Raw genomic sequence first — 13,864 nt, forward strand, 5'->3', positions numbered from 1 at the left:
CGCAATGCATATATTTAACCATCAAATTCGATTGACTCAGCCCCCTTCAGAACATCAGCAACGGACCCGGCAAAGTTGGTTTTCTTCGCGACATGTTAGGCCGATACTATTCACGCTTATTTGCAGCCTCCTGCCCATCGTAATGAGTTATTCTTGGACCTTAGCGCATACTAAGCAGCAGCGTCGTGAAGCATTTGCTCAGCAATTTGAACTCAGTTATCAAGCAATAAACCAAAACCTGCTGGCGCTGCATCACTATTTTATTGGCTTAGATCGACTCGATATTAACTGTGCTCCTGAAACCCTACTAGCACTACGCAAGGTGCATTTTCAAATCACTTATGTCGCAGAACTTGGTTTAGTTGATCAAAGCGGACAACTCAGATGTAGCAGCTGGGGGCCGGTCAATCCCCCTTATGAGGTCCTTAAACCAGTCGCGAATCAGCAACTGCGTTACTATGGGCCAAGCGTTCTGGAATACAGTCAAGAGGTGGCGATGATTATCGCCAAAACACGCAGCAATGGGAGTGAAATTAACGCGGCAATCCCGTTATCTGTATTTAAGGCTTTTGTTCAAGGCAACGACAATAAACAAGATCTCGTTGCTTTGGTCGACTCAAACAATGGCACACCATTATTTGTCAATGGTCACTACAGCTTACCACTGCAGCACGGCAAGACACTATTTCCTTTAACTCAACCGGTGATCGATCAAACCGCCCACTTTGACGACTCAAACAGGCGGTATTACTTAGCGAAACCGTTTTCCGCTCTGCCCGGTTTAAGCTTGTTATCGACTCGTACCGAGCAACAACTTTATCTTGGGGCCCACCGCTTATCCCTGTTACAGGTCGCATTGTATTTATTGCTAATTTGCGGTATCTTTTATTTTATCCAACGCCAACAGGGGCGTCGACTTAGCCAAAAAAGTCAGTTAAAAACAGCCATCCGTAATCAAGAATTCATTAACTATTACCAAGCAATCTGGGATAGCCGAACGGGTCGTTTAATCGGCGTAGAACTGTTAGCTCGATGGTTACACCCAATTGACGGCATACGCAGCCCAGATTCATTTTTGCCAGACATCCAACGGTACCGACTTCAGGTGGCTTTAACCGAGCAGCTACTGGCGACCTTAAAGACCGATCTCAATGGCTTGCTCACACACAATGCTTTACTAAAGATCAATATCAACATCACTGGTCAGCATCTCAACGATCCCGAGTTTGTGGTGAAACTGTTGGCGATTCATCAAACTTGCCGGCAAATTTGTCTGGAAATTACCGAAACTCAACTGGTGGATATAGACTCACCACAGGTTCAAGACGCGCTCAGTAAACTACAAACCCAAGGCGTAAAATTAGCCATCGATGACTTTGGAACAGGTTATGCAGGCTTACAGTATTTGCAACAACTCCCCTTAGATACGCTAAAAATTGACCGCAGCTTTGTGGCTGCCATCCATACCGACTCTCCGCAGGCTAAAGTACTCGATGGAGTCATAGACCTAGCCTTAAATCTTAATCTACAAATTGTGGCAGAAGGAGTAGAAACCGAGGCTCAAGCTGAGTATTTACGTGACAAAGGCGTCTACTTACACCAAGGTTGGTTGTATAGCAAAGCAGGCCCTATCGAGGATTTATTAACACTCACACCAATCATTGAACCGCCAGCGGCGCGACAGTTTAACCCGGTTTATGGTGAGAGCACTTGAATCGCTCAACACTTGCCCAATCCCCAAAGACTCTATCAAGCACTCCAAGGTAAATGTGCTACTCAAGCATCAAGCTCGATACCGTTAGCAAGGGTCTCTATAGAATTTACAAAACAAATTTAGTTTCAAACCGTTAGCGAAACTTGCAAGCAGGCGTCAAGTTCCGCAGAATAGCGCGGTACAATTAGCAGAGACTTAATCATGATTTCAAAATGGGCAAAACGCTTTTTTCAAATGGCTGAACTGGTTGGCTCTTGGAGTAAAGATCCTTCCACTCAAGTTGGCGCGGTCATCACCGAGCACAATCGTATCGTATCGCTAGGATTTAACGGTTACCCGCACGGCATTTCCGACAGTGCAGAAACCGACAATCGCGAGATGAAACTGCTTAAAACCCTACACGCAGAAGAAAACGCGATCTTATTTGCCAAGCGCGATCTATCTAATTGTGAAATTTGGGTCACCCACTTTCCCTGCCCCAATTGCGCCGCAAAAATTATTCAAACTGGGATTAGCGAAGTTCATTGTCCTGAGCAAAACCAAGAATTTATGGCTCGTTGGGGAGACAAAATAAAAATAAGCCAAGATATGTTTGAGCAAGCAGGTGTGCGAGTTGACTGGTTGCCTCAACAGGAACTAAGTAAAGCATCGGCAGACTAACCCCTTGCTACTGGCTGATGTAAGTCCTTAACTTTTTCGGCTGCGGCATAGCGATTGGCTAACAGCGCACAGTAAAAAATCTGGATTGGATGATAGAGCATAATCGGTAGCAACAGCATCCCGAGGTCTGGGTTAGCGCTAAAGATCACCTTAGCCATCGGCACTCCCGCCGCTAAGGTTTTTTTGCTACCACAAAAAACTGCGGCAATTTCATCGGCCGAATTAAAGTCCAGTAGTCTCGCAACCAAACGAATACTATGCACGACACTAAGCAACACCAATAGCGAGATCAGGAATGAAAATAATAAATAACGCGGACTAAACTCCCCCCAAATATGCTCCACCACCGAATCACTAAAAGCATTAAACACAATCAATAAGATCACTAGCTTATCAATTTTATTTAAGATGCCTTTATAACGCTGAAACAGGCTTAGCAACAGTGGTCGTAGAGCTTGCCCAATGATCATCGGCAACAACAATAATTGACAAATGGAGCTCACCGTTGCCATTAAATCCATAGCGCCGCCGTCTCCGCCCATGAATAACTGCACTAACAAGGGCGTGATAAAGACCCCAAGCAAACTCGATAAGGAAGCATTAAATACAGCCCCCGCAACGTTCCCTTGAGCAATACTGGTCATCGCGACCGACGACGAAATAGTACTGGGCAAGGCGAATAAGTAACAGAAACCAAAGGCCAGCGCACTGGGCAATAAGGCATGTAACAAGTCACCAAACAGTACCCACAGTAAGGGATAAACCACAAAAGTGGTCGCTTGAACCATCAGGTGTAATCGCCAATTAAATAGCCCTTTTTTGATTTCCTTCGGTGCCAAACCTAAACCATGCAAAAAGAAAATTAAGGCAATACCGATCGCCGTCAGCTGATCAAGATGTAAATAGCCTCCGGAGCGTCCCCATTGTGGCACCAACAACGCCAGTACAATAGCGAACAACATACCGAGTAAAAACCATTCTTTTTTTATCCAACGGAAGTACATCATAATTGAGGTAAGCTCTTGATATTTAAGCGACAGTCATATCATACGAAATGAGCTAGCGCAAATGCAAAACAATCTTTATATGAACCTATTCCGCTCTCGTTTAATAGAATTAAATATTCTATTAAACGCTCAGAGCAAGCTCAGCAGCTTTGTATTGGATATCTTAATAAAGGCTATTAAGCACTTAATCACAACTTTTCGATAAGCTGGCGCCAAATCAGAGGAGATATATGATGATTACCCCTAGCTTATGTAAGTTATCTTTAGCTGCGCTTATCGCATCGAGCTGTTTATTCAGTGTCAGCCCCAGCATAGCGGGCACTCCCCAAGCCACTCAGGCCGAGCAACTGCAACAAGCACTGTACAACGAATCCTATACCTTAGCGGTGAATGCCTATCTATGGGGTTCAACCTTAGTCAGAATGGAGCAAATCGCTCGCCAATATTCCGATGTATCTGAACCCCAAGCGGCCACCAGTTATCGTGGCCCACTCAATCAGTTTGGTCATGCTCGTCGACTCAGTACGCCTGCCGATACCGACATGCCAACAGCCAACCGCGACACCTTGTACTCCAGCGCGGTACTGGACTTAAGCCAAGAGCCAATGGTCTTGAGTGTACCAAAGCTTGATCAACGCTACTACGTCATCAACATGTTCGACATGTGGCATAACTTATTTCAATATGTAGGCACTCGCGAAACTGGCAGCCTAGCCAAACAGTTCCTAATTGTTCCTCCGGGCTGGGAAAAAAAAACAACCACCCCGCGCGACCTGAGCATTATTGAAGCACCCACGAGCAAAGTGTGGTTATGGGGGCGTACCCAAGTATTTGATGAGCAAGATTACCCAGCAGCACACCAGATCCAAGATCAGTACACCCTCACCCCACTGAGCGAGTATGCCGGTGAAGCCAGTAGTAAAGTAACATTCAGCCCCTTAGCACCTCGTCCAGGTAAGGCCGATGATCCGCTCCGTTTCTTCGTTGAACTTGGTGAATACTTAATGGCCAATCCACTACCGGAACGTCAACAAGCCTTAGCGGGTCAATTTAGCAAAATCGGTCTCAGCCAAGATGGTTTCGATGTAAGTTCACTGAGGGAGTCCAGCCAAGAAGCGCTAATTGCTGGTATACAAGACGCACAGAAAATTGTTATGGCACAACAGGCCAACCCTGCCAATCTCGAATTTAAAGACGGTTGGGTATATACCTTCGCGCTAGACGCCTTTGGTGATGACAATGCAATGCGCTCACTTATTGCTCACCCCTACCTCGGTGGCCAAGGGCCTCAAGAAGCCATCTATCCGATGGCCGCGATGGACGTAAACGGCCAAGCGTTATCTGGTGAAAACAGCTATGTAATGAATTTTGACGGCGAGCCTCCAGTCGACGCATTTTGGTCAGTCACAGTCTATGATGCGCAAACCAAAATGTTGGTTGAAAATTCGATCCACCGCTACAGCATCAGCAACTTGAATCAATTGAATAAAAACCCAGACGGTTCATTTCAGTTGCAACTTAGCCATAAAAAACCGACCGACGGACAGCTTGCAAACTGGCTGCCACTACCAGAAGGTCGCTTCTATGTATTAGCTCGACTGTATATTCCGTCAAAACAAATTCTCGACATGAGCTGGACGGTGCCAGGGATCAGCAAGCTCCAATAGCATTATTTCACCCGGAAATAGCCGAACCATATCGGCTATTTCCAATTGATTGACTTGATCATGAGTAATCCTCAGTCCTAGGAAAAAATTGATGACTAAATTGGTAACCAGCCTCTGTACGCTTCCTTTAATGTTCTCTGGTTTGACTTGGGCAGAAACCGCCAGCGACGATTTACAAGACATGTCGGACCCACTTGCTGTTTATACCCAAGTTGGCGGCGGTATCACCGATATGGGCCTCAACCTAAAAATTGGCCAAAGCTATGATACCGGGGTCGAAAACCTCGGCGGAATGAATGTGTTTGAAGTAAAAGGCTTTGCCGGTGACATCACCGGTTGGAGTGACTCCCAAACGGGACCCAGAAACAATAGTATTGACTCAATCCGCTTTCGAAATTTTGAAGCCAGTCTAGAAAGCGGTCGCGGCAGACAATTGGATGTGAATTATAACCTTGCCCAAGAGTTCGGCACGGCTTCCTATAGCTTCATTCAAGCCTTGCCCAAGTTTGGCCAGCTTAGTCTGTTTCCACTGCTTGGTGCGGGTGTTGCCTTTGGCAATAATGTGATGGGCGACCACCAACAAACAATCAGCGGCTACTCGGTACCCGGAACGTTTGCGGTGGTCGGAACTTACGCCAAGTATGCGCTTAGTGACCGCCTGTGGCTTAACTATAACCCGATGTGGATGAATACATTGTCGGGCTCGGATATATACAAACAACATGGCTTTGAGGACCACGATAGCGTGTTAACTCACGAAATAGCGCTCTCCTACCAAGTATCGCCGCGCTTTAATATTAGGTATTTTGCCAACTGGTCTGAGTATAGCGACATAAGCAAAGGCAACCATCGGATAGAATTTAACTACCAGCTCTAAATCATCGAGCAACCATTTACGCTGCCACTCAAGTCGAGCGGCAGCGTGAACCCACGCCCTACACGAGAACACCGAATGGTCATTCACCCAACAACATTTCACTATCAACACTACCCCACAGTCTATGGTTTATTAGAATCACTCGCCTTTATGTGGTTTGTGGTATTGGTTACCCTCGGGATTGCAATTTGGCTCATCGCCAAACTTTGGCATATCCATTCTATCCCCAAGCACCTGGCACAGGAGCAAGGCCTGGCACAGGCAAAACTGATTTTTTGGTTGTGCATTCTTGGACTGTTTTATAAACCACTATGGATCCTTGCCGTTTTGGCCATCGTCACCGACTGGGAAAACTACAACAGTGGCTTAAAGGAGCGGTCTCATGAAAGAAATCATGTTGCCCTATATATTGATCGTATGGTTACTATTCAAATTTAAGGTTCTCAAACCAAGCGCCAGAAACTACTTTGCCAGCATCGTGATTGGTTGTTTATTGGCACTGGCACTGTTTGTCGGTCACCGCTTCTACTCGTCGCTAGATTTGACCAATTCAACTACGGTCAAGGCCCCCACGCAGTGCTCTCACCCGCATTGGGTCAGCACATCGATAAGATCTACGTCGATCATAACCAACAAGTGAATGAGGGAGAGATCCTTTATACCTTAAAGGACGATAAAATTGCCGCCGCGATGAGCGAAGTACACTCGGGCTTAAGTGAAGTAAAACGAAGCATTGAAGCCCAGCAGGTGCTGCTTTCTCAGGCGCAGCGCGATTACCAGCGTAACTACGATATGCAACAGCACGTCAGCCTTAAAGAACTGGAAGAGTCAGAAGATGCGGTCGCGATGATCAAAGCCGAGTTGAAAATACTTGAGGCGAAGCGAAATGGCCTGCTGGCGAAACTTGATAACCTCAAATTTGACTTATCACGACTCACGGTTCGCGCGCCCTTCACTGGCATGGTCACACATGTATACATTGCCGATGGTTCACGGATTGGCTCGCTGCATCTTTGGGATATCAACAAAAAATTTGTCGAAATGCGGATTGCCGATCAAGCCTATCAATACATTAAACCGGGACAGTTTAGCGAATTTTATGTGGATAGCTTTCCGGGACAAATATTTCGCGCCAAAGTCCATAGTATCGTGAAGGCAACGGGCGAAGCCCAAGGCAATCTATTGCCCACGGAGCAAGCCGTATCCAACCATATTCAACGCGGTGGCGCGCCAGTAGGTCGAACCGTAATCTTGAGTATCGACCAAACCACCATGGACATGATGCCCATCGGAGCCACTGGCTCGGCATGGATCAGTGCCGAGAAGCCTCACGCCCTATTCGGCTTTCTTGACATTATTGGCGGAGCGACCTTAAGGCTAAGCTCAGTCAAATCCTATCTGACCGCACTCTAAGCGCACGCCCCTGACGCAAAGTACAGTGCTGTGCGAGCACTGGACTTTTCCTGCGGAATCAAACGCAGCCCCGATAAATGGAGGCCGCAATGGAGGCCGCTATGATATTGACAAGGCCTAAAGCCATGCATCACAAGCTTGGAATTAATGACGGCTTTCCTCCCCTGAGCCAACACGGAGACTCAGCCTTGCCTTCGGAACTGACAAAATCTGGCTATCCTCTGATTGACACACTCCGACCGAAGCGAAACCGCAGACAGAGACCAAGCCAATCGACCAGCGGCCAGTCGAGGCATTTTGGCCAGTCAGCGTCTATGCGACGAAAACCAAGCGACTGCTTGAAAATTTAATCTATCACGAGAGCGTCAGCAACTGGTCTCAAAGCAATGAAAATCCAGACATTTCATTGCGCTTACAAGTCAAGCATAAAAAATCAGTCGATAGACCACTTGCAAACCAGCGGCCACGACGAAACGCCCACTTGCTTGTATTCAGCCGCGGGGATATTCCGTCACAACAAATTTTCGACATGAACTGGACGGTGCCAGACAGCAGCACAATTCAATCACCGCATTTACACCGGAAATAACCGAGTCATATCGGATTTTTCCAATTGAACGCTAAACCGCCTTAGACTTTTCCCAAGAAACAACCGCGCGCTTCACCAGCTTGTAAAAAAATTAATAGCGAAGGCATTGAAGATGTCTACAAAAAAACCGCACACCAGCGGCACAATAATAAACGCCCGATGCGCCGCTCCATGTTGTTTACTCACCGCCGTCATATTAGCGATGGCAGTCGCGGTAGAGCCAAGGGTGATCCCACCAAAGCCAGAGCAAATGACACAGGCTTGGTAATCTTTTCCCATCAAACGAAACACGACCAACAAGGAAAACATAACCGACAGTAAAATTTGTAAGCTCATCACCACCGACAAGTAGCGAAACAAACCCGCTAGCTCCCAAACTTTTAAATCCATCAGCGCCATCACAATAAACATCCCCAAACAAATATCGGAGATCAGTGACAAGCCCTGATCACTGCCCTCAACATGTGCTTTGGGTAGCACTTTACCGGGACGATTACCAATCAATATGCCAGCCATTAGACAGGACACAAACATCGGAAGCTCGGCACCGGCAGCCTGGAGACATTGTTGTATGCCATAGCCCAACATTAAGGCCAAGTTAAGCCGAAGCCAGGCAAATAGCAGGCTATAACTGTCGACCATTTGGTGGGGTTTGGTATAGGCCTGACCAATATCTAAAGACGCTTCCTGATTCCCCTGTAAACGGTGTTTACTCATTAAATAATTGGCAATTGGTCCGCCAATTACGCAGGCAAAGATCAGACCAATGGTATTACTGGCAATGCCTAACTCCATAGCATTACTGATCCCTAAGTCATTCACAAACTTTGGCGCCCACGCCAAAGTTGTACCCACCCCACCAATCAGCGCAATTGATCCAGACATCAGACCAGCTCGGGGATCCATCCCAAAACTACTCGCAACCCCCATGCCGATAAGGTTTTGCAACACAATATAAATAGCAGCCAAGCCACTTAAAATCAGTAAAGGTTTCCCCCCGCGGAGCAACGATTTGATATCCGCATTCAGCCCCATCGCAGCAAAAAAGTACAGTAGCAAAATATCTCTAGCTTCAAGATCAAAACTAATTTGAATGCCAAACAAAAAGTAAACGGCCGCCACCACACAGGCACATAAAAAGCCGCCAATCACCGGCTCAGGAATGCTATAACGTCTCAGTAATTCATAGCGATTAAGGCTGGCTTTACCGACAAACAATAAAATAATGGCGAGGGTAAATGAAAAGAAACCACTGGCACTCAAATTTTCCATAGCTAAACCCTTAAAATAAATACGGATACTTCGCGTTGTCAGTTTAGCACTATTGATACATTTCGTTTGCGTATATCTATCGCAGCTGGGCTCTCTGTAAAGCTGAACGCTTTACTTTTTTATCTTTTAAATCAATCACACATCAAGCGCTGCAATCTTTCAATAAGTCGCAAGCGCTAAATCAACAAGCTTGACCTAGCCATAATCCCCATTTTAGACCAGCGATGTGCATGACTCAGACGAATCCTTTGTGTTGCGCTCGCCCTTATGGCGCTAAAACGAGTGATTTAAAGTGACACCGATAAACTGATTATGATTATTAAAATAGCCATTCATTAAGCCAGATTGGATCGCCGGCGAGCCATAATCCACGTAGCTATAATAAACATTCATCGACAACTTTTCGTTCCACTGATAAGTCGCGCCGATACTATAACGATGCTGCTCAGCAACCGGTAGATCTGCCGATTGGCGGCTGGCATCATCTAGAGGTGAACTGGTGTAACCCAAGCCAGCTTCTAAACGAAGTGTCGGATTGAGTTGATAACGTCCACCAATAGCTGCAAACCAAACATCCTTGAAATCACGGTTCTTTTCCGCCAGCTGCTGATTATTTAATTCGATATAAGTGATTTCGTTAGCACTCCATTGCTCCCAACCAAGGCTCCATACCATGCTCATGGGCTGGCTCAGTTGGTGCAAACCAGACAGTTCAAACTGGGCAGGATGAACCAAATTGATCCCAACATCGCCTTCCAGAGGAGAACTGGAACGCAGATGTCCCCCAAAATTGTGGTGCATCGCAGAGCGATAGCTCGCGCCTAAGCGATGCAGGTGGTTAATTTGATAGCTCAAACCTAAGTTGTACCCAAAGGCAAAAGAGTCGGTTTCTAAAACAGCGTGATCCCTAAACATCTGTTGCTCAAAGTTTGCGTAATCCACTTGAATACCAGCACCCAGCGACCACGCCTCCGACAGGCGATATGAGAGTGAAGGGTTAAATTGCAACACCGATAGTTGCAGGCTGTTTAAACTCAAGGCCCCGGCATATTGCTTCCCGTAATCCAAAGCACTGCCGCCGGTGGCTACCAAACTAGCTCCCACAGCAAGGGTGTCAGAAAGGGGCTCAAGCCAATAGAGTGAGCCATAAGCCTGAACGCCGCCCGCATTAGCGCTGTCCAGGGCTGAACTGCGCTGGTCGTGATATTGCACCTGAAGATCCATGGCTGCCAAATTTACCGCCAGCTGTCGTTCACTAAAATAGGCCATCGCTGCTGGGTTGCTATAGGCCGTACTGGCATTGTCGGCAAGTACCGCACTGCCCGCACCCGCAGTCCCCACATTGAGCTTGCTCATCTCTTGTACCAGCGAGCCTGCCGCATAGGCTGGACTGGATAGAACGGCGATGGTGAATAGCGATAACCTGCTGCCTAACTGCATCATCATGAACTCCTGGATACTGCAACGCGATGTTGAGTCGCTAACAACAAGCGCTTGTGAGTGAAAAAATGAATGCCCTAGGCTAGCAAATTCAAGCGGCTGAACTTGCTATAAAAAAGAATAGTGTGAATTAAATAATTTAATATAAATCCAATTTTCCATAAAAAATATTCAAAAAATCAACTCAATATGAATCATCCATCGCAATTAGCAAACGTCACCCCTTTCGTTTATTAAATATATTAATAGAGCTTATTAAACCAAACCAACACCAGCTTCGCTACACTGGACTCGTCCAACATCGGTTTGGAGCTTCTGAACTGGTGAGCGGTGCGTTGCAGGCAGTTGCTTGCAACGCACCGCTCGCCGCCAAACCATTAAGAGGTAGATAACATGACCATAAATCGTTCTATACTGGCACTGGCGCTCGGAGCATCTTTTAGCGCCTACGCTGCGCCACAGCAACCCAATGTCGTTGCCATCATGCTTGATGACGTCACCACCATGGATATTTCGGCCTATCACCGAGGCTTAGGCGCCATTAAAACCCCCAACATTGACCGCATCGCCAAAAGCGGCATGATGATCAGTGACTACTATGCACAAGGAAGCTCCACCGCTGGCCGCTCCGCCTTTATTACCGGACAATACCCATTTCGCACTGGCTTAACGTCGGTGGGTCAACCGGGTTCCAGCATCGGTCTGCAAAAAGAGGATCCAACCCTCGCCGAAATGCTGAAAGCCAAGGGCTATGCGACGGTGCAGGTGGGAAAACACCATCTTGGAGATCGCAACTCAATGCTTCCCACAGTGCATGGTTTTGATGAGTTTTTCGGCTTTTTGTATCACCTGAATGTGATGGAAATGCCCGAACAACCGGAATATCCACAAGATCCAAATTTTGTGGGCCGCCCGCGTAACGTATTACATAGCATCGCGACCGACAAATTTGATCCGACCGAAGACCCTCGTTTTGGTGTGGTTGGCAAACAAATCATTACCGACCAAGGGAAACTCGGTGCCAAACGCATGGAAACGGTGGATGAAGAGTTTCTCAACTTTGCCACTCAATGGTTGGATAAACAGCACGCAGAGGCACCCGAACAACCTTACTTCATGTGGTATAACCCCACTCGCATGCACCAGAAAACCCATGTTCGCGCCGAACATCAGGGGAGTAGCCAAACCAGTGTTTACTATGACGGTTTAAAAGAACTGGACCTCCAAGTCGGTGAATTGCTCGACAAACTGGAGTCGCTTGGCGAAATGGAGAATACCATCGTGATGTTTACCTCCGATAACGGAGTTAATCTCGACCATTGGCCAGATGGTGGCGCGGCTTCTTTCCGTGGCCAAAAAGGCACCACCTGGGATGGCGCTTTCCGAGTCCCAATGCTGATTAGCTGGCCCGGACATATTCCAGAGAACAGCTATACCGACGGATTTATGACCGCCGAAGACTGGGTACCCACCATCATGGCGGCAGCCGGAGACAGCAGCATTAAACAACAGTTGCTGAAAGGTAAAACCATCAATGGCGTCAACTACAAAGTGCATCTCGATGGCTACAACCAACTCGACATGCTGACCAAAGACGCCCCCAGTAATCGTCATGAGTTCTTCTACTATAACGAGCAAGATCTAAACGCGGTTCGAGTGGATGAATGGAAAGTGCATTTAAAGACTAAAACCGAATGGATGGCACCTGCCAAAGAGTGGCCCTTGGGGATTTTGCTAAACATTAAAGCCGATCCCTACGAGCGCTCACCCGATACCTACGGTTGGTTTTTGTGGATGAAAGAGAAAACCTGGGTGGTACCAAGCCTGCAACACAAAATTGTGCAATACCAGCAATCTCTCAAGGACTTTCCACCGCGCCAAAAAGCCGGAGGAATAGGCATGGCAGATAAATCGGTTATCGCCAAATAGTACCAGGCCTTCAGTAGAGAGCTAGACTCTCTACTGAAATGCTAAATCCAAATCAACAGCAAACGTTGCAGGTCATGGATGGCTTAACGATAGCTCACCAGAGGTAATTCATGACAACTCAAGCATCTATACCTTATAGCCTATTCATTAAAGCCGAAGGTGCAAAGTGCAACTTAGATTGCAGCTATTGCTACTACCTTAAGCAAGCCGAACAGCGCAGCACCAGAATGATTGAGACTAGGCTGAAACAAGTGATCAAAAATCACATTCAATCGCAACCCGATTCAAGCCAGCCTGTCGACTTTATTTGGCATGGCGGCGAACCCATGTTACGTGGCCTGGAGTTCTATCAGCAAGCGGTGGCTCTGCAACAACAACATGCGGCGGGCCGCCCCCTGGCCAACACTCTGCAAACCAATGGCACGCTGATCAACCAGCGCTGGGCTCAGTTTTTCCGTGAGCACAAATTTTTTATAGGGGTGAGCATCGATGGAGACCAAGTGCATAACGATATCGCGCGGATCGATCATTCCGGTCAGTCGTCATTTCAGCGCACCATGCGTGGCATTACCCACCTCAAGGCCCATCAGGTTGATTTTAATACCCTGACCGTAGTGAATAATCGCACTTATCAACAGGGCAAGGCTATCTATCAGTTTTTGAAACAACATGGCAGCGGCTACATGCAGTTTCAACCCTGTATCGACCACCCCTTGGACCGGCGTTCAGAACACGACTGGAGCCTTAATGGTAAGCAGTGGGGAGAGTTTCTTTGTGATGTTTTTGACCAATGGAGCGAGCAAGATGTGGGTCAAGTTTACGTGCAATTTTTTGAAAATTGTCTGATGTTGTTGATGGGCTACCCCAGCCAAATGTGCCACCATGCCGCCAGCTGTGGACAGCAGTTGATGGCAGAAGCCGATGGTGAAGTTTATAGCTGTGATCACTTCGCCTACTCTGATCACCGCCTCGGCAATGTGCAACAAGACTCGCTGCAAAGCATGGTCAGCGGCCAACAGCAACGTCAATTTGCCGCGAATAAATCGGCGAGCCTTTGCAGCCAGTGCCAAAGCTGTGATTTTTTAGCCCTATGTCAAGGTGGCTGTCCGAAAAACCGTAGCCTCGCCGCTGAACCAGGCAAAGCCCTGAATCAGCTCTGCGAAGGCTATCAAATGTTTTTTATCTATGCTCTGCCCCGATTATTAAAGATGAGCGATGCAATGATGAAGGGCTATTCCCCTGCCCACTACAAGATGTTTTAAGCCTCCGTAGAGGCAACAACAGCTGTTTAAGCAT

At 47.2% G+C, this 13,864-nt stretch carries 11 protein-coding genes; 8 read left to right on the forward strand and 3 right to left on the reverse strand.

Annotated elements, in window-relative coordinates; translation table 11 throughout:
• The first annotated feature begins 4 nt into the window (after positions 1-4).
• Together ACRRSX_RS13010 and ACRRSX_RS13015 are read left to right on the forward strand one after the other, a co-directional pair.
• Positions 5-1,714 carry an EAL domain-containing protein gene (locus ACRRSX_RS13010; RefSeq protein ID WP_432452762.1) on the forward strand — a complete coding sequence of 570 codons (1,710 nt, stop codon included), beginning with the start codon at positions 5-7 and terminating at the stop codon, positions 1,712-1,714.
• A 201-nt stretch (positions 1,715-1,915) separates the two neighbouring features.
• Complete coding sequence (locus ACRRSX_RS13015; RefSeq protein ID WP_432452761.1) at positions 1,916-2,374, forward strand: dCMP deaminase family protein; 459 nt, start codon at positions 1,916-1,918, stop codon at positions 2,372-2,374.
• Here the strand turns inward: ACRRSX_RS13015 and ACRRSX_RS13020 are convergent.
• The gene (locus ACRRSX_RS13020; RefSeq protein WP_432452760.1) at positions 2,371-3,381 is read right to left on the reverse strand and encodes a bile acid:sodium symporter family protein; all 1,011 of its coding nucleotides are present in this window, start codon (positions 3,379-3,381) and stop codon (positions 2,371-2,373) included. The two genes, ACRRSX_RS13015 and ACRRSX_RS13020, sit on opposite strands and share 4 nt — an antisense overlap.
• A gap of 230 nt (positions 3,382-3,611) precedes the next feature.
• Here ACRRSX_RS13020 and ACRRSX_RS13025 point away from each other — a divergent pair, with 230 nt between their 5' ends.
• The 4 genes from ACRRSX_RS13025 to ACRRSX_RS13040 all read left to right on the forward strand — a co-directional run bounded on the left by ACRRSX_RS13025 (position 3,612) and on the right by ACRRSX_RS13040 (position 7,338).
• Entirely contained in the window at positions 3,612-5,048 is a 1,437-nt protein-coding gene (locus ACRRSX_RS13025) for a DUF1254 domain-containing protein (RefSeq protein WP_432452759.1), read from the forward strand.
• A gap of 91 nt (positions 5,049-5,139) precedes the next feature.
• Positions 5,140-5,925, forward strand: a complete 786-nt coding sequence (locus ACRRSX_RS13030) for a hypothetical protein (RefSeq protein WP_432452758.1) — start codon at positions 5,140-5,142, stop codon at positions 5,923-5,925.
• 45 nt (positions 5,926-5,970) lie between these two features.
• Positions 5,971-6,363 (forward strand): Mg2+ and Co2+ transporter, encoded by a 393-nt coding sequence (locus ACRRSX_RS13035; protein ID WP_432469367.1) that lies wholly within the window; start codon positions 5,971-5,973, stop codon positions 6,361-6,363.
• Positions 6,364-6,501: 138 nt separating this feature from the next.
• A complete protein-coding gene (locus ACRRSX_RS13040; protein ID WP_432452756.1) occupies positions 6,502-7,338 on the forward strand; it encodes an HlyD family secretion protein in 837 nt (278 codons plus the stop codon).
• 661 nt (positions 7,339-7,999) lie between these two features.
• Here ACRRSX_RS13040 and gltS read toward each other — a convergent pair.
• On the reverse strand, positions 8,000-9,199 hold the full coding sequence (gene gltS / locus ACRRSX_RS13045; protein WP_432452755.1) for a sodium/glutamate symporter: 1,200 nt from the start codon (positions 9,197-9,199) through the stop codon (positions 8,000-8,002).
• Between the two features lie 273 nt (positions 9,200-9,472).
• Positions 9,473-10,645 carry an OmpP1/FadL family transporter gene (locus ACRRSX_RS13050; protein WP_432452754.1) on the reverse strand — a complete coding sequence of 391 codons (1,173 nt, stop codon included), beginning with the start codon at positions 10,643-10,645 and terminating at the stop codon, positions 9,473-9,475.
• 387 nt (positions 10,646-11,032) lie between these two features.
• On the opposite strand from ACRRSX_RS13050, the gene ACRRSX_RS13055 reads away from it, so the two are divergent.
• Together ACRRSX_RS13055 and ACRRSX_RS13060 are read left to right on the forward strand one after the other, a co-directional pair.
• A complete protein-coding gene (locus ACRRSX_RS13055) occupies positions 11,033-12,568 on the forward strand; it encodes a sulfatase-like hydrolase/transferase (protein WP_432452753.1) in 1,536 nt (511 codons plus the stop codon).
• Between the two features lie 110 nt (positions 12,569-12,678).
• Positions 12,679-13,830, forward strand: a complete 1,152-nt coding sequence (locus ACRRSX_RS13060) for an anaerobic sulfatase maturase (protein WP_432452752.1) — start codon at positions 12,679-12,681, stop codon at positions 13,828-13,830.
• The last annotated feature ends 34 nt before the right edge of the window (positions 13,831-13,864 follow it).

This window comes from Agarivorans sp. QJM3NY_30, from assembly GCF_050870855.2.
Lineage (GTDB): Bacteria > Pseudomonadota > Gammaproteobacteria > Enterobacterales > Celerinatantimonadaceae > Agarivorans.

What these genes read in the sequence shown, in the direction of transcription:
- ACRRSX_RS13010 (WP_432452762.1), top strand. Translation starts at nt 5, where the DNA reads ATGCATATATTTAACCATCAAATTCGATTGACTCAGCCCCCTTCAGAA.
- ACRRSX_RS13015 (WP_432452761.1), top strand. Translation starts at nt 1,916, where the DNA reads ATGATTTCAAAATGGGCAAAACGCTTTTTTCAAATGGCTGAACTGGTT.
- ACRRSX_RS13020 (WP_432452760.1), bottom strand. Translation starts at nt 3,381, where the DNA reads ATGATGTACTTCCGTTGGATAAAAAAAGAATGGTTTTTACTCGGTATG.
- ACRRSX_RS13025 (WP_432452759.1), top strand. Translation starts at nt 3,612, where the DNA reads ATGATGATTACCCCTAGCTTATGTAAGTTATCTTTAGCTGCGCTTATC.
- ACRRSX_RS13030 (WP_432452758.1), top strand. Translation starts at nt 5,140, where the DNA reads ATGACTAAATTGGTAACCAGCCTCTGTACGCTTCCTTTAATGTTCTCT.
- gltS (WP_432452755.1), bottom strand. Translation starts at nt 9,199, where the DNA reads ATGGAAAATTTGAGTGCCAGTGGTTTCTTTTCATTTACCCTCGCCATT.
- ACRRSX_RS13050 (WP_432452754.1), bottom strand. Translation starts at nt 10,645, where the DNA reads ATGATGATGCAGTTAGGCAGCAGGTTATCGCTATTCACCATCGCCGTT.
- ACRRSX_RS13055 (WP_432452753.1), top strand. Translation starts at nt 11,033, where the DNA reads ATGACCATAAATCGTTCTATACTGGCACTGGCGCTCGGAGCATCTTTT.
- ACRRSX_RS13060 (WP_432452752.1), top strand. Translation starts at nt 12,679, where the DNA reads ATGACAACTCAAGCATCTATACCTTATAGCCTATTCATTAAAGCCGAA.